Origin of the sequence: Streptomyces bathyalis (genome assembly GCF_015910445.1) — a bacterium.
Classification (GTDB): Bacteria; Actinomycetota; Actinomycetes; order Streptomycetales; family Streptomycetaceae; genus Streptomyces; species Streptomyces bathyalis.
Genome location: NZ_CP048882.1, coordinates 452,768 through 470,205, shown reverse-complemented (window position 1 = coordinate 470,205; position 17,438 = coordinate 452,768). Strand labels below are relative to the sequence as shown.

At 67.3% G+C, this 17,438-nt stretch carries 17 protein-coding genes; 3 read left to right on the top strand and 14 right to left on the bottom strand.

The window, feature by feature from the left end:
- Positions 1 to 112: 112 nt before the first annotated feature.
- From G4Z16_RS02115 to G4Z16_RS02090, 6 genes are all read right to left on the bottom strand, one after another.
- A complete protein-coding gene (locus G4Z16_RS02115; protein WP_197348890.1) occupies positions 113 to 1,603 on the bottom strand; it encodes an alpha/beta hydrolase family protein in 1,491 nt (496 codons plus the stop codon).
- Positions 1,604 to 1,820: 217 nt separating this feature from the next.
- Positions 1,821 to 2,483, bottom strand: a complete 663-nt coding sequence (locus tag G4Z16_RS02110) for a response regulator (RefSeq protein ID WP_197348889.1) — start codon at positions 2,481 to 2,483, stop codon at positions 1,821 to 1,823.
- A complete protein-coding gene (locus G4Z16_RS02105) occupies positions 2,480 to 3,706 on the bottom strand; it encodes a sensor histidine kinase (protein WP_197348888.1) in 1,227 nt (408 codons plus the stop codon). The genes G4Z16_RS02110 and G4Z16_RS02105 overlap by 4 nt, the downstream gene beginning before the upstream one ends.
- The gene (locus tag G4Z16_RS02100; protein ID WP_197348887.1) at positions 3,706 to 4,524 is read right to left on the bottom strand and encodes an ABC transporter permease subunit; all 819 of its coding nucleotides are present in this window, start codon (positions 4,522 to 4,524) and stop codon (positions 3,706 to 3,708) included. Before G4Z16_RS02100 ends, G4Z16_RS02105 begins: the two co-directional genes overlap by 1 nt.
- Positions 4,521 to 5,477 carry an ABC transporter ATP-binding protein gene (locus G4Z16_RS02095; RefSeq protein ID WP_197348886.1) on the bottom strand — a complete coding sequence of 319 codons (957 nt, stop codon included), beginning with the start codon at positions 5,475 to 5,477 and terminating at the stop codon, positions 4,521 to 4,523. Before G4Z16_RS02095 ends, G4Z16_RS02100 begins: the two co-directional genes overlap by 4 nt.
- A gap of 459 nt (positions 5,478 to 5,936) precedes the next feature.
- Positions 5,937 to 6,194: a hypothetical protein gene (locus G4Z16_RS02090; protein WP_197348885.1), complete on the bottom strand. Its 258-nt coding sequence runs from the start codon at positions 6,192 to 6,194 to the stop codon at positions 5,937 to 5,939.
- A 22-nt stretch (positions 6,195 to 6,216) separates the two neighbouring features.
- Here G4Z16_RS02090 and G4Z16_RS02085 point away from each other — a divergent pair, with 22 nt between their 5' ends.
- On the top strand, positions 6,217 to 6,711 hold the full coding sequence (locus tag G4Z16_RS02085) for an ATP-binding protein (protein WP_246530634.1): 495 nt from the start codon (positions 6,217 to 6,219) through the stop codon (positions 6,709 to 6,711).
- A 438-nt stretch (positions 6,712 to 7,149) separates the two neighbouring features.
- Positions 7,150 to 8,145 carry an AraC family transcriptional regulator gene (locus tag G4Z16_RS02080; RefSeq protein WP_197348883.1) on the top strand — a complete coding sequence of 332 codons (996 nt, stop codon included), beginning with the start codon at positions 7,150 to 7,152 and terminating at the stop codon, positions 8,143 to 8,145.
- A 147-nt stretch (positions 8,146 to 8,292) separates the two neighbouring features.
- Here the strand turns inward: G4Z16_RS02080 and G4Z16_RS02075 are convergent, their stop codons facing one another.
- A complete protein-coding gene (locus G4Z16_RS02075; protein ID WP_197348882.1) occupies positions 8,293 to 9,636 on the bottom strand; it encodes a M14 family metallopeptidase in 1,344 nt (447 codons plus the stop codon).
- A gap of 96 nt (positions 9,637 to 9,732) precedes the next feature.
- Positions 9,733 to 9,990, bottom strand: coding sequence for a hypothetical protein (locus G4Z16_RS32885; RefSeq protein WP_197348881.1), 258 nt, complete (start codon positions 9,988 to 9,990; stop codon positions 9,733 to 9,735).
- 54 nt (positions 9,991 to 10,044) lie between these two features.
- Here G4Z16_RS32885 and G4Z16_RS02065 point away from each other — a divergent pair, with 54 nt between their 5' ends.
- On the top strand, positions 10,045 to 12,252 hold the full coding sequence (locus tag G4Z16_RS02065) for a molybdopterin oxidoreductase family protein (RefSeq protein WP_197348880.1): 2,208 nt from the start codon (positions 10,045 to 10,047) through the stop codon (positions 12,250 to 12,252).
- Between the two features lie 95 nt (positions 12,253 to 12,347).
- Here G4Z16_RS02065 and G4Z16_RS02060 read toward each other — a convergent pair whose 3' ends face one another.
- The 6 genes from G4Z16_RS02060 to G4Z16_RS02035 form a co-directional block, all read right to left on the bottom strand.
- Positions 12,348 to 13,226 carry an LLM class F420-dependent oxidoreductase gene (locus G4Z16_RS02060; protein ID WP_197348879.1) on the bottom strand — a complete coding sequence of 293 codons (879 nt, stop codon included), beginning with the start codon at positions 13,224 to 13,226 and terminating at the stop codon, positions 12,348 to 12,350.
- A gap of 328 nt (positions 13,227 to 13,554) precedes the next feature.
- The gene (locus tag G4Z16_RS02055) at positions 13,555 to 14,040 is read right to left on the bottom strand and encodes a carboxymuconolactone decarboxylase family protein (RefSeq protein WP_197348878.1); all 486 of its coding nucleotides are present in this window, start codon (positions 14,038 to 14,040) and stop codon (positions 13,555 to 13,557) included.
- Positions 14,041 to 14,257: 217 nt separating this feature from the next.
- Positions 14,258 to 15,322 (bottom strand): methyltransferase, encoded by a 1,065-nt coding sequence (locus G4Z16_RS02050; RefSeq protein WP_246530632.1) that lies wholly within the window; start codon positions 15,320 to 15,322, stop codon positions 14,258 to 14,260.
- Between the two features lie 59 nt (positions 15,323 to 15,381).
- A complete protein-coding gene (locus G4Z16_RS02045; RefSeq protein WP_246530631.1) occupies positions 15,382 to 16,467 on the bottom strand; it encodes a methyltransferase in 1,086 nt (361 codons plus the stop codon).
- Positions 16,468 to 16,666: 199 nt separating this feature from the next.
- Positions 16,667 to 16,849: a hypothetical protein gene (locus G4Z16_RS02040; RefSeq protein WP_197355063.1), complete on the bottom strand. Its 183-nt coding sequence runs from the start codon at positions 16,847 to 16,849 to the stop codon at positions 16,667 to 16,669.
- Positions 16,846 to 17,388, bottom strand: coding sequence for a hypothetical protein (locus tag G4Z16_RS02035; RefSeq protein WP_246530630.1), 543 nt, complete (start codon positions 17,386 to 17,388; stop codon positions 16,846 to 16,848). Before G4Z16_RS02035 ends, G4Z16_RS02040 begins: the two co-directional genes overlap by 4 nt.
- Between the last annotated feature and the right edge of the window lie 50 nt (positions 17,389 to 17,438).

Sequence of the window (17,438 nt, the reverse complement as noted above, 5' to 3'; positions counted from 1 at the left end):
GCGGCTTCTCGCTGGGAAAGCCGGGACAGCTGGAGAGCCGGGAACCCCGGCGGCAGCGAGCGGGACAACGAGGATGCGGCGACGACAAGCCCGGCTCGCTCCCGGTGCCTCGTCATTCATCGGAGTCATAGACGCTCAGCTCGCCGTGCTCGGAGAAGAGACCGGGAAGGTCCGTCGGCCGCCCGCGGAGTTCGGCGTCGAGGAAGCCGAGCGTCAGCTCGTTGATGATGCGGTTGGGCTCGGTGCGTCCGTGGGTGCCGATCAGCGACGGCACCGGCGGCATCCACAGGGGCGCGTCGGTGAAGGTCGGGTGGGCGGTGCCGGGGATGGTGAGCAGGTAGCCGGTCGTCGTGCTGAGCTTGAGCACCCGCTTCAGGTCGGGGATGTACCTGGGATTGTCCGCCAGCCCCATCTGCTGGGTGAGCGCCAGCGCCGGCTGGTCATAGGGCCCTGGATGGGCGTCGTACGGATTGCCGTCGAGGGTGAGCACCGCGGAGAAGCGCTCATCGGTGCGGGCGGCTTGGAAGGCGCCGCCTCCGCCGGCCGACATGCCGACGACCGCGGCGCGTTCGGTGTCCAGCCGACCGGCGAGGATGCTCTTCACTTCGCCGTTGTCGAGGCGGCCGAGGTGGGTGAGGGCCGAACTGAGATCGCGGGCCCTCACCGCCGCCAGTTTCTCGACCAGCCGGCGGGCTTCGCCGTCGTTGCTGATGGGGTACTTCGGCCTGCGAACTGTCCGTCCGTCGGCGAACATCACCGCGGCCGTGTCATAGGGATGGTCGAGCGCGGCGACGACGTAGCCGTGGCTGGCCAACTCCTCTGCCCAGGCGGTGTTCGTCCAGCGCCCGACGCCCCCACCCGGCGTGAACAGCACCACCGGGAACCGCTCCTTGCCGGACGCGACCGGAGCGTCGCGCACCGAGTTGGTGCGGGCCGCCACGACGCCGTCGAGGACGAATCGGGGGAACCCGAGATAGTCCGCGAAGGCCTCGGCGACGACGTTCGCCTCGGCCTCCGAGCGGCCCATGCTCAGCGCTCGTTCCGCCCCGTCCGGGCTCGCCTCGGCCGGGTACCAGATCTGGGCCTGCAGCGCCCGCACATCGTCGGGATCGGTCGTCCGCTTCTCGCGCCGGCCGGAATCGGTCCACTCGATGACGGTGGTGCCGACCGCGTGCTTGCCGGTCGGCGTGGGGAAGTCCGGGACGGGGAATGCGATCGCCGCGCCCACACCGGCGACGATCGCCAGGACGCAGGCCGCCGACCCCGGTCCGGCCAGCCACCAGCGGGTGCGCCGAGCGCCGGGCTTCCCCAACATGGTCCGGGCCGTGAACGGCAGCACCACTGCGACCGCCACCAGCACCGGGATCATCTGCCAGCGAAGACCGGCCACGGCGAGCACCGCCGCCGACGCCAGCGACACCGCTGCGGCGCCGATCGCCACCCGTCGCCGGAATCGCGGCGGCAGCCAGCGGACCGACACCAGCGCTAGTGCCCCCACTACGAGGGCTGCCTCGATCGGCGTCGTGCCGATGCCGCTGATCGTCTCGTTCACGGAGGCGGTGGTGAGGGAGGCCGGTTGAGTACTCGTGCTTGATGCTGGCATGACGGCTCCAGAGCGAGCGGCCTCGACGGCCGCCCGGGTAGGGGATTGGTGGTGGAGGCCCAGCGCCCGGGCGAGCATGGGTCGTGGGCTTGCAGGAGGTGCGGACACCGCTCGGCGCTCCCGTCCGGCCACGGGTGGGCAGGCCGAGGTGGCCGACGAGGCGTGTGCGGGCGACCTGTTCGGGGAGCATCTGGACCGAGTCGGTGCGTGTTGCGAGCTACGACGGGCTGATGAGCCTGGTCTCGTAGGCGAAGACCACGGCCTGCACCCGGTCGCGCAGCTCCAACTTCGCCAGGATCCGGTTGAGATGCGTCTTGACGGTGGCCTCGGCGAGGTGGAGCGCGGCGGCGATCTCGGAGTTCGACAGACCGCCCGCCACCTCGATGAGCACTTCGCGCTCGCGTGTCGTGAGCCTCTCCAGCCGGTCGTCCTCCACCGTGCCCCGGCCGGCGGGCAGTTGGTGGGCGAAGTTCTCCAGCAGACGGCGGGTGATCCGCGGGGAGACCACCGCGTCCCCCGCGGCGACGCTGCGGATCGCCGCGAGCAGCTCCTCGGGCAGTGCGTTCTTCAAAAGGAAGCCCGATGCCCCGGACTTGAGGCCCGCGAAGGCGTGTTCGTCGAGGTCGAAGGTGGTGAGGATGAGCACCCGGGTCTGCCGGCAGTCCTGGACGATACGGGCTGTCGCCTCGATCCCGTCGGTGCCGGGCATGCGTACGTCCATCAGCACGACATCGGGGTTCAACTGCCGTGCCAGGCGTACGGCTTCGGCGCCGTCACCGGCCTCGCCGACCGGTTCCATGTCCGGCTGTGCCTCCAGCACCATGGTGAAGGCCATGCGCAGCAACGGTTCGTCATCGGCGAGCAGGATGCGGATCGTCACGCGGCACCCTCTCCCGCCGTGCCGAGGCCGAGGCTGGCCGAGACCCGCCAGCCACCGCCATGCGGCACAGGGCCCGCCTCCAACGTCGCCCCGTACGCGGCCGCGCGCTCCCGCATGCCCGGGATCCCGTGCCCGGACGGTGAGCCGCCGGCCCGTGCGGTGCGGTCGGTGCCCGCGCCGTCGTCGGTGACCTCGACGGCGACTGCCTCGGCGGAGCACCGAACCCGGACTTCGGCGCGAGTGCCTGCGGGGGCGTGCTTGAGGGTGTTGGTCAACGCCTCCTGCACCAGGCGGTAGACGGTCAGTTGCGCGGCTGCGGGTACGGGCGAGGGATCACCGTACAGAGCGAGACGGGTCGGCAGCCCGGCGGCCCGCACCTGATCGGCGAGAGACTCCAACTGCGCGATCCCGGGCATCGGATGGCGCAGGGCGTCCGGTTCGTCCGCCCGCAGTACTCCGAGGGACCGCCGCATATCGGTGAGGGCTTGCCGTCCCGTTCCGGAGATCTGCCGCATGGCGGCGGTCGTTGTATCGGGGGAGCGGAACTGGGCGAAGACCGCGCCGTCGGCGAGTGCGACCATCACGGACAGGTTGTGGCTGACGATGTCGTGCATCTCGCGGGCGATACGGGCCCGTTCGTCCGCGACCGCGAGTTGCGCCCGCTGGTCGCGTTCCCGCTCCAGACGCACCGCCCGGTCCTCCACGGTCGCGAGGTAGGCACGCCTGGTCCGCACGTTCGTCCCGATGACGGCGGCGGCGACGGCCATGGCGGTCAGGCTGATGATGCTGCCGACGACTCTGCCCTCGGGCGCCCAGCTCAGGGAGTTCAGGACGATGCCCACTTCGAGAACGGCACCGGCCAGCAGTGTGCGGCCCCGGTCGCCGTACGCGGCCACCGTGTAGAGGGCGATCAACAGCGCGACATCGGCCGAGAGTTGAACGTCGGCGAGCCACTGGACGAACGCCGTGGCGGCCACCGCACCGAACACGGTCAGCGGCGCCCGTCGCCGCCACACCAGGGGCACCAGCAGCCCCGCCTGGAGGGCCAGGAACCACGGGTGGTCGCTGAGGTCGTCGCGGATGACGACGGTGGATGGGACGAGGAGCGCGGCAGCCAGCAGCGCGTCCACCGCCGTCGGCGACAGCCGGGCACGCGCCCGCAGCAGCCGGAGACGCCCGGTCAGGCTGCCCGGCGACCGCGCGGGCCGTGCTGCGACCGTCATCACGCGTCCCGCTGCTTCAGCGCCACTGCGGACGCGCCGAGGGCCACGGCCGCGTACAGGCACAGGACCGCGAAGCCGGTCCACGGGGCCAGCGAACCGGGCCCCGGATCAACGACTGTGACGGCGCGCCCGGCGTTGTTCGGCAGGTACCTTCCGATGGTCTCGGCCCACGAGCCCGGGAGAGTCTTGACGAGTTCCGGCACGACCAGCAGCATCCCGAAGACGGTCGTGGTGCCGCCCGCCGTATTGCGGATCAGCGCGCCGATGCCGACGCCCAGCAGCCCCAGCACAGTCAGATACAGACCGTTGCCGAGGACGACGCGGGTGACACCCGGGTCGCTCAGCGAGGCCCCGATGCCCGTGGATTTCAGCAGGTCCTGGCTGATCAGGAAGGCCACCAGGGACGCGGCGGTCATCAGGGCCCAGACCACCGCTCCGTACACGGCGGCCTTGGCCCACAGGACCGGAAGCCGGCGCGGCACCGCGGAGAGCGTCGCACGGATCATGCCGGTCGAGTACTCGCCCGTGATCACGAGAACACCCAGTACGCCGACTGCGAGTTGGGCCAGGTAGTAGCCGACCATGCTCAGTGCGGCCGGTTCGTACGCTGCCCGCTCGGCCGCGCTCAGGTCCGGCCAGCGGTCGGCGGTGACGGACGCCAGGAGAGGTCCCAGACCGATCATCGCGATCGTCGCGGCGATCAGTGTGAAGAACGTCGAGCGCACGGAGCGGAGTTTGACCCATTCCGAGATCAGAACCCGTGCCTGGGTGACGTGGCCGTGCGCGGCCCGGGGGCGGGGGAAGACATCGGTGCTCATGCCGCACGTCCTTCGGTTCCGTTCCGGTTTGCCGCGCCGACCGGAAGGGGCTGGGCAGTCGTGTACTCGACGGCGTCGCGGGTGAGTTCCATGAACGCCTCCTCCAACGACGCCTGCCGTGGCGTCAGTTCGGCGAGCGCGATCCCGCTGTCGGCGGCGATCCGGCCGATCCGCTCGCCACTCAGGCCGGTCACCTCCAGCGCTCCGCGCTCGTGCGAGGCGACGACCACCTCGGGACCTGCCAGCAACGTACGCAGCCGATCCGCCTCCCCGGTGCGCACGTGCACCGAATTGCGCGCCGCCTGCCGCGTGAACTCCTCGACCGAGGTGTCCGCGATCAGCCGCCCCCTCCCCACCACGATGAGGTGCTCGGCAGTCAGCGCCATCTCACTCATTAGATGCGAGGAGACCAGCACCGTGCGGCCCTCCGCTGCCAGCCTCTTGAGGAGGTTGCGGATCCACAGGATTCCCTCGGGGTCAAGGCCGTTCACCGGCTCGTCCAGGACCAGGGTGTCCGGATCGCCGAGCAGGGCGCTCGCGATGCCGAGGCGCTGGCCCATGCCCAGCGAGAAGCCGCCTGCCCGTCTGCCGGCCACCTCCCGCAGACCGACGATGTCGATCACTTCCTCCACACGGCTACGGGGTATGCCCGTGGTGGCCGCCAGGCAGAGCAGATGATGGAACGCGGATCGGCCGGTGTGGACCGAACGTGCCTCCAGCATCGCCCCGACCTCGTGCAGCGGTGCGCGGTGCGCGGCGTAGTGCTTTCCGTTGACGGTGACGTGACCTGCGGTCGGGGCGTCCAGGCCCAGGATCATCCGCATCGTGGTGGACTTCCCGGCACCGTTCGGCCCGAGGAAGCCGGTGACGGCGCCGGGCCGTACGGTGAAGCTGAGATCAGCGACGGCGGTCTTGTCTCCGTAGCGCTTGGTCAGCGCATGAGCTTCGATCATCGAAACGTCCTCGTCGAGGGTGGGAGCTGGATGACTCCCAAGCTAGATTTCGCAGCCCGACGAGCGCGTGAGTCCACGGGCTGGACTCTTCACCGATGAACTGCACCCGCAGGTGGACCCCCGCTACGCCTCGAGGCGCAGGTGGGCCCGGCGCGGACGCATCGCTACGACGCGGCGCGTGGATGCGGCAGTCGACAGGCACGGCGGGGGGAGCACCGGTCCGGCGGTCCCTGCGTACTGGGGAAACTTTCTCTGCGTGTACGCGGAAGTGTGAGTGTCCGATTCCGCTTTACCTTCCCGGTATCTGCTGCGCTGCAGGCGGCAGTGCGGGCAACTGAACCAGACTCATCCGAGGAGCAAGGGCCACACGGCAGGCCTCCGCATCACGAGGCCCTTGTGTCACCGGGTGGTTGCTCCTCATCGACCCTCAAGGACACCGTCATGGCCGGCACTCTTCACCTACGCGCAGTCGACCGGTTCCCGCTCCAGCACGGCATCCATCTGCCCGGCAGAGCCCACGCTGTGACGCTGTCCGGCAAGGACGATCGCGTCCCCGGCGCTCCCGCCCGCGATGAGACGGGTCCCGGTATCTGCGCCTCCGGGTCCGGGACAGCACTCGGGGCTGATGGAACGCGCCACCCGTTTGGTCTGTCCCGGTCCGCTGGTGTCCTGCTCACTCCCGTGCTGCGGTGCATCCAAGAGGACGACGATGCGCATGGTTGATCCTGGAACTCACGCCGTGGCTTCTGTCCCTGATGCCCCACGATCGGCACAGCGCCATGAGGCAGCCGCAGCGACCTTTGAGGCGGCGTTCCAGCTGCCGGCGCTCCACGCTTTCGTCTCCGAGGCACGGCGGTGTGTCGTGGCGCAGTTGCGCGAGTGGGGTGCTCATGAAGACGTCTGCGGGGACGCGGAGTTAGTGATCTCCGAACTCTTCACCAATGCCGTGCTCCACACCGAAAGCGTGGAGATCGGCTACGGGCTGCGCGTGACGGGGATGCGACTGCGTGTCGAGGTCGCCGACGAAGGTTGCCGGTCGAAGGAACAGCGTCTGCGGTCTGCCGAGTCCGTGGAGGAGAACGGGCGCGGTCTGCTGCTGGTCAAGGCCTTCTCGGAATCGTGGGGAGTCCGGGCCTGTGAGAATGGCCAAGGTAGCGTGACCTGGGCAGACCTGCCGTACCGGCCTGCGCCCGGAGGGATCCCACAGCCTCAGCCGGACCGTCACACCGGATGAGGAAGCCGGTCTCCCTGGCGGAGGGGCCACGTTCGGGCAGCTGAGCGTCACCGCGTGATGTGCCGACAACGATGAAGCCTGCTTCGGGCTGCGGCGATCGTTGGCTGCGGTACGACGACACCGCACAGGGATCCTCAGCAGCCGCCCGGTTGCTCATAAGAGAGTTGCCCCGTGCGCAGCGTCCCCGCCAGGCCGCGTCCTTGCCTGGGCCCGGCGCCGCGGGTTTCCCTGAGGAGAGAGCCGGTCAGTACGTGGTTCGTTGCCCGAGCGCACCGAACGGCTCCTTACGGAGCGCAACTTCCGGTGCGATTCGGCGGACACGACGAAAACGCAGCACTACGCTGCGGGCTGTGATTTTTGCCACGGCCCTGCCAGCCGGGCGCTGTGGCAAACACCCCTTCCATCGCCAGGTCAGCGTCAGTGAGGGAGCGATAAAGGGTGTTTGAGAGGACCAGAGGGACCTATGTGGTCAACTCGTCGTCGATCAGGGACGTGGGCCCGCGTGAGCGCGCCGACTTCTGGACCGACCACGTCTCGTCCGTTCACTGTCGGATGGATCTGAGATTCCCGCACGGCGACTCCTTCCGTGCCGGGACGATCCGCCAGCAGACCGACACCTATCAGCTCGCGAAGTGCTGGTCGGACAAGCTCGGATACCTCCGGACCCCGCAGCAAGTGCGTCAACACCCGGATGAGGACTACCGGTTCGTGATCATGCTCTCCGGAAGGGCCGTGCACCGTCAGGACGGCGAGGAAGCAGAGATGGTGCCCGGGACCGCGGGCCTGATCCCGGTCAACGGGTCGTACCAGACTCTCTACGATCGTTACGAGGGACTCAGCATGACCATCCCTGCGCACGAGGTGGACAGCCGGCTGAACCGGAAATCCCCGGTGACCGCGGGGCTGGACCTGGGTTCAGGCCTGGGCCGCGTGGTGGGGGACATGGTGACCAGCCTGCACGAGGCACGGGACACTCTCACCACCAGCCAGTTCGATGCGGTGTCCGACCGGATCGTCGAGCTGTTGTGCATGCTCGTCGCGGGCGATGACCGCCCGGATGCGCCGGAACACCTGGCCGAGGTGGAGGCGGTGGTGCGCCGCCATGTGCGCGAGCACGCGGGCGACCCGGGGCTGAACGGCGAGGCGATGGCACGCGCGTTGGGGTGGTCGCTGCGGCAGATCCAGCTGGCACTGCAGTGTGCCGGGACGACACCCCGCGAACTGATCCGCGAGGAGCGCCTGAGGCTGATACGGGAACGTCTGCAGAACCCCGCCTATCAGCACGTGACCATCACGGACCTGGCGTACGCGTCGGGCTTCTCCTCCCCGAGCGCGCTCAGCACCGCGTTCCGGAAGCGCTTCGGTATAAGCCCACGCGAAATGCGGCATGAGGGGGACGCCGGCACCGCTGACGCTCAGAGACCGCACGGATAGGGCTGGTTGTGGGCTCTTCCTGGTGGGAAGTGGGCCCGGGGCCCCGGTGATCAGCAGTTTCGAGGCTCAGTGATCAACCCGGTGAACGGACGAGGGGTTCGGGCACGTGAAGCACCTGTCCGACCCCTCGTCCGCGCCTCTAGCGGCTCACTTGTCCTTGCAGTACTTGTCTTCCTTGCCGATGGACCGGTACATGCAGTCGGCGTTCTCGATCAACTGCAGCACCGCGTCCCGGTTGCGGCTCGTCTCGCGCTCGATGACCTCGTCGGGCGGGTAGAAGCCGCCGCCGCCGACGTCCGTCGGATACATCTCGAAGGTGTAGGCGAAGACCTTCTGGTCACCCCACAGCCAGTCGTCGATCGATCCGTCCGTGACGTAGAGGTCGCTGGACTGCTCGGCGGTGTACTTGTTGCTCTTGCCCATCTTCTTGCCAACGGCCTCGAACGCGTCGTGGTCGTCCTGGGTGAGCCCCTCGGCGGTGTCGTCGGTGGTGTATCCGTACGGCCAGAGCACCAGTTCGCTGTAGGTGTGGAAGTCGATGGCCGCCTTGAGCTGCTGCTTGCCTCCGACCACCCGGGAGCGTGCGAAGTCGGCGACGACCTTCACCTCCGGTGCGGACTCGCCGGACTTGCCTCGATAGGTCTCATCGCCGGGATCGTCTGAAGAGCCGCCGCAGCAGCCGAACTTGAAGTCCCAGTTGCGATTCAGGTCTGTGCCCACTTGATCGGAGCCGGAGTTGGGCTGCCGGTTCTTGCGCCAGCTCTCATAGGAACCGGACTTGATGTCGTACTCGCCGCCGTCCGGATTGAGGTCGGGGACGATCCAGATCTCGCGGCCGTCCACGGCCTTCTTTATCCGGTCGTCCGAGTCGTAGTCCTCGCCGAACTCACCCATCAGGTAGAGCGCCATCTCGACGGTGAGGTGCTCGCGGGCGTGCTGGTGGTGGGTGAAGAGGACTTCGGGCTCGTCCTCGTCCTTCTTGACGTTGTCACTGATCTTGACGGCGATGATGTCCCGGTCCTCGTGGGACTTGCCGATGACCTTCTTGCTCATGATCTTGGGGTTCTGATCGATGCGCTTGTCGATCGCCTTCATCGCTTCGGCGTAGTTGTGATAGCCGGAGTCGTCGGGCGGGAAGTCGCCGGGCTTGCGGGCCTGTCCGCCTGTACGGGCAGGGGGCCCGCTCAGCTTCTTCAGCTTGTGCCCGAGCTTGCGCAGCTTGCCTGCCTGGGCCGAGTCGGCGCTGACGACCACGGAGTGATCGTGGACTTCGTCCAGCGAGACACCGGTGGCGGCGAGTTCCGTTCGGTCGGCGACGCTGGAGGGCCCATGGATCTCGTACTGCCTGATGTCCTCGTCCGCGGCCGTGTTGGACGGCCGGTCCGGGGGAGAGGCGGTGGCGTTCGCGGTGGCTATGAGCGCCCCCGTGAGAACCACTGCCAGCAGGGCGATGAGGGCTCTGGTCGGTTTTCGGAATATGCGAAGTCGCATTGCAACTCCTGTATCGGGAGTGGGGGGTGCCCCGAAGCGCGCGGATGGCGTCCGCGCGCTTCGGGTCGGCGATACATGTCGTGCGTAGATCCTGACTCAGAACAAGCTGTCGAGCAGCTTGTTCGGGGAACCGGCCATCGGGTCCTGGACCTTCTTGCTGCTGGCGTCGGCCACGAGAGCGTCGCCGACCTCGGTGGGGGAGGAGTCCGGGTGGTCGGCCAAGTAGAGGGCGGGGACGCCGACCGTGCGGCATCGGGCGAGAACGGCTTTGCGGTGCAGCGTCTCGAACGGAGGCGCGCCAGGCAGTCCACCAGAAAGGACGAATGCCCGCTGACCTGGAGATCTTCTCTCCATCAGCGGGCTTTGCGGTGTTGTCGGGGGGTGGACCCAGCCGCGTACCGTGGCGCCATGTGTGCAAATTCCACGGCCAGTTCTGCTGCATCAGGAACGGACACGCACTGCCCGTACTGCGCCCTGCAATGCGGCATGACATTAATACCCTTGCCAGACAGCAACGAGACCCACGCTGCGACGCGTGCCGGCGTGGAGGTCGCGGAGCGCCCCTCGTTCCCTGTGAACCGGGGCGCGCTGTGCGGAAAGGGCCGTACAGCTCCTGCGGTTCTCGCCCGGCAGGCGCGCCTCACCCAGCCGCTCGTGCGCCGCCGCTCCTCCGACGAGTTGGAGCCCGCCACGTGGGAGGAGGCGCTCGACCTGGTCGCAACGGCCCTCGACCAGACACGTATCACGCACGGTCCAGATGCTGTGGGTGTCTTCGGCGGGGGCGGGCTGACGAACGAAAAGGCCTACGCTTTAGGAAAGTTCGCGCGGCTGGCCCTCGGCACCTCCCAGATCGACTACAACGGCCGCTTCTGCATGTCCTCGGCCGCCGCAGCCGGGACAAGGGCCTTCGGCGTCGACAGGGGCCTGCCGTTCCCGCTGTCGGACGTGGCACGTACGGGCTGTCTCATTCTCGTCGGCTCCAACCCGGCGGAGACAATGCCACCCGCGATGCGGTATCTGAAGGAGCTGCGCGATGGCGGAGGCACCCTGATCGTCGTCGATCCACGGCGCACTCGAACCGCGAAGCAGGCCACCCTCCACCTCGCCCCGCGACCCGGCACCGATCTGGCGCTGGCGCTGGGGCTACTCCACCTCGTCGTCGCCGAGGGCAGGCTGGACCAGGACTTCATCGACTCGCGGACCACTGGCTGGACGGAGGCGCACAGCGCCGCCATGGCGTACCGACCGGACTTGGTGGAACACATCACCGGAGTGTCCGAGCGCGAACTGCGCCAGGCCGTACGGCTCTTCTGCGACCCGGAGCACGCCATGGTGCTCACGGCACGCGGTCCGGAGCAGCAGTCGAACGGCACCGACGCGGTCAGCGCCTGGATCAACCTGTGCCTGGCGACGGGGCGTGCCGGACGGCCGCTGTCCGGCTACGGCTGCCTGACCGGCCAGGGCAACGGACAGGGCGGACGTGAACATGGCCAGAAGGCAGACCAGTTGCCCGGATACCGAAAACTGGACGATCCCCTTGCCCGTGCTCACGTGGCACGGGTGTGGGGCGTGGACGCGGAGACTCTGCCGGGCCCAGGGCGCAGCGCGTACGAACTACTGGACGCACTCGGCGGCGACATCCGCACTTTGCTGCTGATGGGCTCGAACCCAGTCGTCTCCGGCCCGAGCGCGGCCCACGTCGAACAGCGGCTGCGCGCACTCGACTTCCTTGCTGTGTGTGACGTGGTTCTCTCCGAATCGGCGCAGCATGCGGACGTGGTGCTCCCCGTCGCGCAGTGGGCCGAGGAGACCGGCACGACGACCAATCTGGAGGGCCGTGTGCTGCTGCGCCGCAAGGCGGCCGATCCGCCGGCAGGCGTACGTACGGACCTCGACGTGCTCAACGGGCTCGCGGCACGGCTGGGCTGGGAGCAGAGTTTCCCCACCGACGCGGAAGAGGTCTTCAGCGAGCTGGGCCGCGCCTCGGCGGGCGGCCCCGCCGACTACTCGGGCATCACCTACGCTCGCATCGCCGCGGAAGACGGCGTGTTCTGGCCCTGCCCGGAAGGGGGCGCGGAGCCGGCGGAGACGGGCACGGCGGCTGGTGCCGAGGCCGGGGCGTGCACAGCCGGAACTCCCCGGCTCTTCCTCGACCGCTTCGCCACACCAGACGGTCGCGCGCGTTTCGTCGCGGTGATGCACCGCCCCACTGCCGAGGAGCCGGATGCCGATTACCCGTTGCGGCTGACGACCGGTCGTGTGCAGGCCCAGTACCAGTCGGGCGCACAGACACGCCGCGTCGACGCCCTCAACAAGGCCGCCCCTGGCCCCTTCGTCGAGCTGCACCCCCGCCTGGCCCTGCAGCTGGGCGCCGAAAGCGGCGACAGGCTCGCGATCGTCTCGCGGCGGGGACGTGCGGTGGCGCCGGCGCGCGTCACGCGAGGCATCCGTCCGGACACCGTCTTCATGCCGTTCCACTGGTACGGCGAGGGCCGCGCGAACACGCTCACCAACCCCGCGCTCGACCCGACGTCACGGATGCCGGAATTCAAGACCTGCGCGGTACGCATCGAACTGGCCGCGCCCGTATCGCAGGACCGCAACCGCAAGCACTGAGTAACGCAATCGGCCCCTCCGCGTGACGCGTCGGAACAGTCACGCGGAGGCAGTGCACGAACAAGGCGCCGAAAGGCGAATCTCGGCCGGCAGGGTCAGAAGCGGTTCGCGGCGTCGGCGACTTCCTTGAGGAATTTCCGCTCAGTCCCGGTGGGGAGCATGACCACGATGCGATCGACGCCGGCGGCCACGTAGTCGTCGAGCCGATCGAGGTGGGCGAGGAACACATTGATCTCCATGCGCCCACGGCCGAGTGCGGCGGCGCGCTCCTGCAGTTCGGAGACCCGCGCCCCGAAGTAGCCCATGTCGTCATGGTGGCCCGGCATCCATCCGTCGCCGAAGGCCAGCACCCGGTCCAGCACGGTGGGGCCGTCCCCTCCGACAAACACCTTCGGCCTCGGCTTCTGAAGCGGTTTCGGCCAGGAGTGGATGGGGTCGAACTGCACGAACTCGCCGTGGTACTCCGCCTCGTCGTTCGTCCAGATCTGCTGCATCGCCGCCATCCGCTCGGCCATCAGCCTCATCCGGGTACGGGGATCGGTGCCGTGATTGCGCATCTCCTCGCGGTTCCACCCCGAGCCGGCACCGACCCCGAGCAGCAGCCGCCCCTGCGACAACTGGTCGAGGGTGGCGATTTCCTTGGCCAGCAGGATGGGATCGCGTTGCACGACAAGGCAGATCCCCGTGCCGAGCCGCAGGGTCGAGGTGACCGCGGCCATCGATGCCAGAGTCAGGAGTTGATCGCGGTTGCGGTAGTAATCGCGGGGCATGTCGTTCGCCGATTGCACGAACTCTTCGCGCTGCGCAAGTTTGACGTGCTTGTCCCCGGCGGCATAGGTGACCCGGCGGGCCACCGGCACGTGGCTGTGGTCGGGCAGGAAGACCGATTCGATGCCGAGCCCCTCGGCCTCGCGGGCGATCTCCAGTGGGTCGAGACCCTCATCCGAGTTCATGGAGAACACACCGAACTTCATTGTCCCTTACCTCCTCGTTGCGGACGTCGAGTCCGGCCTGTGTTCAAGTCATGTACGGGAGCACGAAAGTGTGTGGCCCACAGTGAACTGTTCGCCGGTCTCTGCTTGTTGCTCAGCGCGCCCTGGACGGCCGGCCCCGGGCAGGATCCCGGCCGACAGGTCGTATTCCTCCGCTGTGTCGTTCTGCGGACCGCGCGCAGGGCGGGGCATCGCGCGGGTGATCGACGCAGCGGCGGACCAGCGGACCGCCGCTGCGTCGAGCAACCACCCCCGGGCCCCGGGGGTGGTTGCCGTGCGATGACTTCCCGGGCCCGGCCAGGCCCCTCGGCTACGTGGTGGGGTCGAGCTGGCCGACCTGGTAGTCGCCGGCAGGCTGCTGTGAGATGACGTTGATTCGGTTGACGGTGTTCATGAAGGCAATCAGGGACACCAGGGCTGCGAGTTGCTCCTCGTCGTAGTACTTGGCGGCGTTTGCCCAGACCTCATCGGAGACACCCCCGGCCGCGTCGGCGATGCGCGTACCCTGTTCGGCAAGTTCCAGGGCGGCCCGTTCGGCGTCGGTGAACACCATGGCCTCCCGCCAGGCCCCGACGAGGTGGAGGCGCAACGCGGACTCTCCCGCGTGCGCGGCCTCCTTGGTGTGCATGTCGATACAGGTGCCACAGCCGTTGATCTGACTGGTACGGAGCGACACCAGTTCCCGCGTCGTGACCGGCAGCGGCGAGTCCGCGAAGAACACCTTGCTTGCCGCGAAGACGTACTTCAGGAACTTGGCGGAGAACGGGTTCTCGAAGAGGTCGTAACGAGGATTCATGGATGAACTCCTTTGTTCTATCGGTGTCGGCGATTACGTCCCGATGACAGGTACGACTGCGACGCGACAGGAAAGCGCAGGTTCGTCACACCTGGATCCGCGGCCGGTTTTCGGTCGTTCGGCATCGAGCAGAGGGGTGGTCGACCAACTGGGCCGTGCCGTGCCGGACTCGGCAAGCGCGGTCGTCTCTCCGGACGAATCGCCGGCCGGCCGATCATCATGCGACCTTCTCGGCGCTCACGACGGCCTGCACGGGGATGACGTCCGGTGGCAGATCCGCGGGGTCCTGGGTGATCGTCTCGGTGACCGCGAACCCGCATTCCTCCAGCCAGCGCCGGTAAGTCGACACTTTCTGCGGCCCGCCCTGCCCGGTGGCGCAGCCGAGGAAGAAGGTCGGGTAGTAGTCGACGGTGTACGAGTCCTTGAGGTTCTCGGTGTACACGGGCACCAGGATGTGAACCCGTCCGCCGACGTCCAATGCCTTGTTGACGCCGTGGAGGATCGTGAAAACCTCGTCCCTGTCGAACATGTTCAGGAAGTGCTTGATCAGTACGGCGTCGAATCCCCGGGGGATCTCCGTGAAGGCGTCACCGCCGATGAACGAGCAGTGTTCGGCGACGCCATGCGTCCGGAAGTTCTCCAGGCACTCCGCCTCTTTCTCCGGCAGGTCGAAGGTGGTCACCCGAAGTCCGGGCGACGCCTTCCGTTTGTACGTGTTGATCGCGCCGAGTCCGGTGTTGCCGGCGAGGTCGAGCACCTGCGCACCCGACGGAATGTCGATGTTGTCGAAGAACCACGGGTCGATGCGGGCAGTGACGACGTCCATCAACGTCGACCAGGACTCGCGCAGATCCCGGTGCTCACCGACGGCGCCGTACAGGTCCCCGTCGAATCCGTAGATCTCCTTGAGGCCGACGACCGTGCCGGTCCGCACACTCTCGGTCAGGTAGAAGAGCTGCCGAAGTGTGGTGACCTTGATCAAGTTCATGAAGGCGAGCACTCGCTGGAGGTCGGCTTCGGCGATGCCGTCGAGCGCGGCGAGGGTGTAGCCGCCGGATGCCTCGTCGTGTGCGACGAAGTTCTCCTTGACCAGCAGGTGCAGCAGTTGTTCGACCGCGTCCGGCTTGACACCGGCCGCCTCGCCGAGCTGCGCCGCCGTCATCCCGGGGGTTTCCCGTAGCGCATCGATAATGCCCAGCTCGAAACAGGACAACAGGTTCATGAAGCGCGAGGGCCCCACCACGTATTCACGAAGTCGCGCGAGTGTAGCTTCCGGTGTCATGCACTAAACCCCTTAGAGTCGGTTGTCCCCGTCACCGCGGCGCAGCAGCTCGAACCGATCTATCCGGCAATGTCCGTGACCTTCTCCGCGGCCACGATCGCATGTACGGGAATGGCGTCCGCGGGAATGTCAGCAGGGTCCTCGACGATCACGTTCGTGACCTCGAATCCGCAATCCTTGAGCCAGCTGCGGTAGGTCGACAGCTTCTGTCCTCCGCCCTGACCCATGGCACATCCGATGAAGAAGGTCGGGTAGAACTCCACGCTGCTGCGGGTGTCCGTGTCGTCGTTGTTCTCGGGATACAGCGGAATCAGGATGTTGACCTGTCCGCCGACGTCCAGCGCCTGGTTAACGCCTCGGAAGATCTTGAACACGTCGGCCTTGTCCCACATGGCCAGGAAGTGCTTGATCAGTACGACGTCGAATCCCCGGGGGATCTCCGTGAAGACGTCACCGCCGATGAACGAGCAGTGCTCTGCCACACCGTGTGCCCGGAAGTTCTCCAGGGCTTCCTCTTCCCTCGAGGGGAGGTCGAAGGTGGTCACCCGAAGTCCGGGCGACGCCTTCTGCTTGTAGGTGTGGACGGCGCCGAGTCCGGTGTTGCCGGCGAGGTCGAGCACCTGCGCCCCGGACGGGATGTCGATGTTCTCGAAGAACCAGGGATCGACGCGGACGGTCTCCATGTCCATCGCCGGTGCCCAGGAGTCGCGCAGGTCCTTGTGTTCGGCCAGGGCGGCGAACAGCGTGCCGTCGAATCCGTAGAACTCCTTGAGGCCGACGACCGTGCCCGTCCGAACGGTTTCGGTCAGATAGAAGAGCTGCCGAAGTGTGGTGACCTTGATCAGGTCGAACATGGCGAGCACTCGCTGGAGGTCGGCTTCGGCGATGCCGTCGAGGGCGGCGAGGGTGTAGCCGCCGGATGCCTCGTCGTGTGCGACGAAGCTCTCCTTGACCAGCAGGTGCAGCAGTTGTTCGACCGCGTCCGGCTTGACACCGGCCGCCTCACCGAGCTGCGCCGCCGTCATCCCGGGGGTTTCCCGTAGCGCATCGATAATGCCCAGCTCGAAACAGGACAACAGGTTCATGAAGCGCGAGGGCCCCACCATGTATTCACGAAGTCGCGCGAGTGTAGCTTCCGGTGTCATTGCACTGATCCTCTCGATTGGCGATCTGATCTTCATTACCGGCACGCCGAGTGAACGGCCTTGCCGGACGGCGTCGTCAACTTGGCCGATGGCTTGGAGATCTGGCGTCCTTGCGACGCCAGGTAGATTTGCCGGTCGAGACCGAGGCACCATCGTGCTGACGAGTAATTGCCAGAGCGAATTTCGGTTCTGGAGTTACCTACTTGGCCAACCGGTCGAAGGTGGCCGTGACATCTTGCGGATGGTAGTAGGTGCGCCCGATATGGGTATAGCGGCGCCATCGGTACTTGTGGGCGTAGCGATAGATGCTGCCCTTGGGAATGTGCCAGACAGTGGCAATGTCATCGGCCGTCAGACCGGCCGTCAAGGTTTCACGGTTCAAGCCCGCTCTCCTTTCCTGATGTGTATCTGACGGGCAAGTCTTGCCCAGCAGGTCACCGGCCACGAATGGCAAGGGGAAAGGGTGCAGATGATCTCCGACGGATGGAGATCATCGTGAGCGCGTATGTGGGCGAACAGCTCACCTGCGCAGTCGCTTTCGGGACAGGAGCCGACCGGTACCCGCCGGACGCTGTTCGGATAGGCGAGGTTCCGTGCGTTGCGCGCTAGGTCCCGGATCTCCTCCGCCATGTCGCCTGCCGCGGGATGGCGGGTCAGCCACTGGATGTGCCGGCCCAGAAATCGGGCGAGCGTGGGAATTTCCCGGCTCGGGGGCTGCAGTCGTCGCTCGTCGGAAACGAGGCCGGCCCAGGATGCCAGGACCGTACGGATGGACGATCGCACCTCGGCGGCTGCGGGGTTCATCGAATCGCTGGTTGCGCTTTTCTTGTGGGATTTCTTTATGACGCGTACCGCGTCCGGGCCGGCGCCCGTGTTGCAATCCGCGTACAGAGTAGGCAGGTTACGCAGCTCGTGCGTCAAACGGTCATGGCACGGTAAGCATAAGAACGTGCCATGACAAGGCCTGCCCG

Coding starts and splice junctions, on each gene's coding strand:
- G4Z16_RS02115 (WP_197348890.1), bottom strand. CDS start 1,603: ATGCCAGCATCAAGCACGAGTACTCAACCGGCCTCCCTCACCACCGCC.
- G4Z16_RS02105 (WP_197348888.1), bottom strand. CDS start 3,706: ATGACGGTCGCAGCACGGCCCGCGCGGTCGCCGGGCAGCCTGACCGGG.
- G4Z16_RS02100 (WP_197348887.1), bottom strand. CDS start 4,524: ATGAGCACCGATGTCTTCCCCCGCCCCCGGGCCGCGCACGGCCACGTC.
- G4Z16_RS02095 (WP_197348886.1), bottom strand. CDS start 5,477: ATGATCGAAGCTCATGCGCTGACCAAGCGCTACGGAGACAAGACCGCC.
- G4Z16_RS02090 (WP_197348885.1), bottom strand. CDS start 6,194: ATGCGCATCGTCGTCCTCTTGGATGCACCGCAGCACGGGAGTGAGCAG.
- G4Z16_RS02075 (WP_197348882.1), bottom strand. CDS start 9,636: ATGCGACTTCGCATATTCCGAAAACCGACCAGAGCCCTCATCGCCCTG.
- G4Z16_RS32885 (WP_197348881.1), bottom strand. CDS start 9,990: ATGGAGAGAAGATCTCCAGGTCAGCGGGCATTCGTCCTTTCTGGTGGA.
- G4Z16_RS02065 (WP_197348880.1), top strand. CDS start 10,045: ATGTGTGCAAATTCCACGGCCAGTTCTGCTGCATCAGGAACGGACACG.
- G4Z16_RS02060 (WP_197348879.1), bottom strand. CDS start 13,226: ATGAAGTTCGGTGTGTTCTCCATGAACTCGGATGAGGGTCTCGACCCA.
- G4Z16_RS02055 (WP_197348878.1), bottom strand. CDS start 14,040: ATGAATCCTCGTTACGACCTCTTCGAGAACCCGTTCTCCGCCAAGTTC.
- G4Z16_RS02050 (WP_246530632.1), bottom strand. CDS start 15,322: ATGACACCGGAAGCTACACTCGCGCGACTTCGTGAATACGTGGTGGGG.
- G4Z16_RS02045 (WP_246530631.1), bottom strand. CDS start 16,467: ATGACACCGGAAGCTACACTCGCGCGACTTCGTGAATACATGGTGGGG.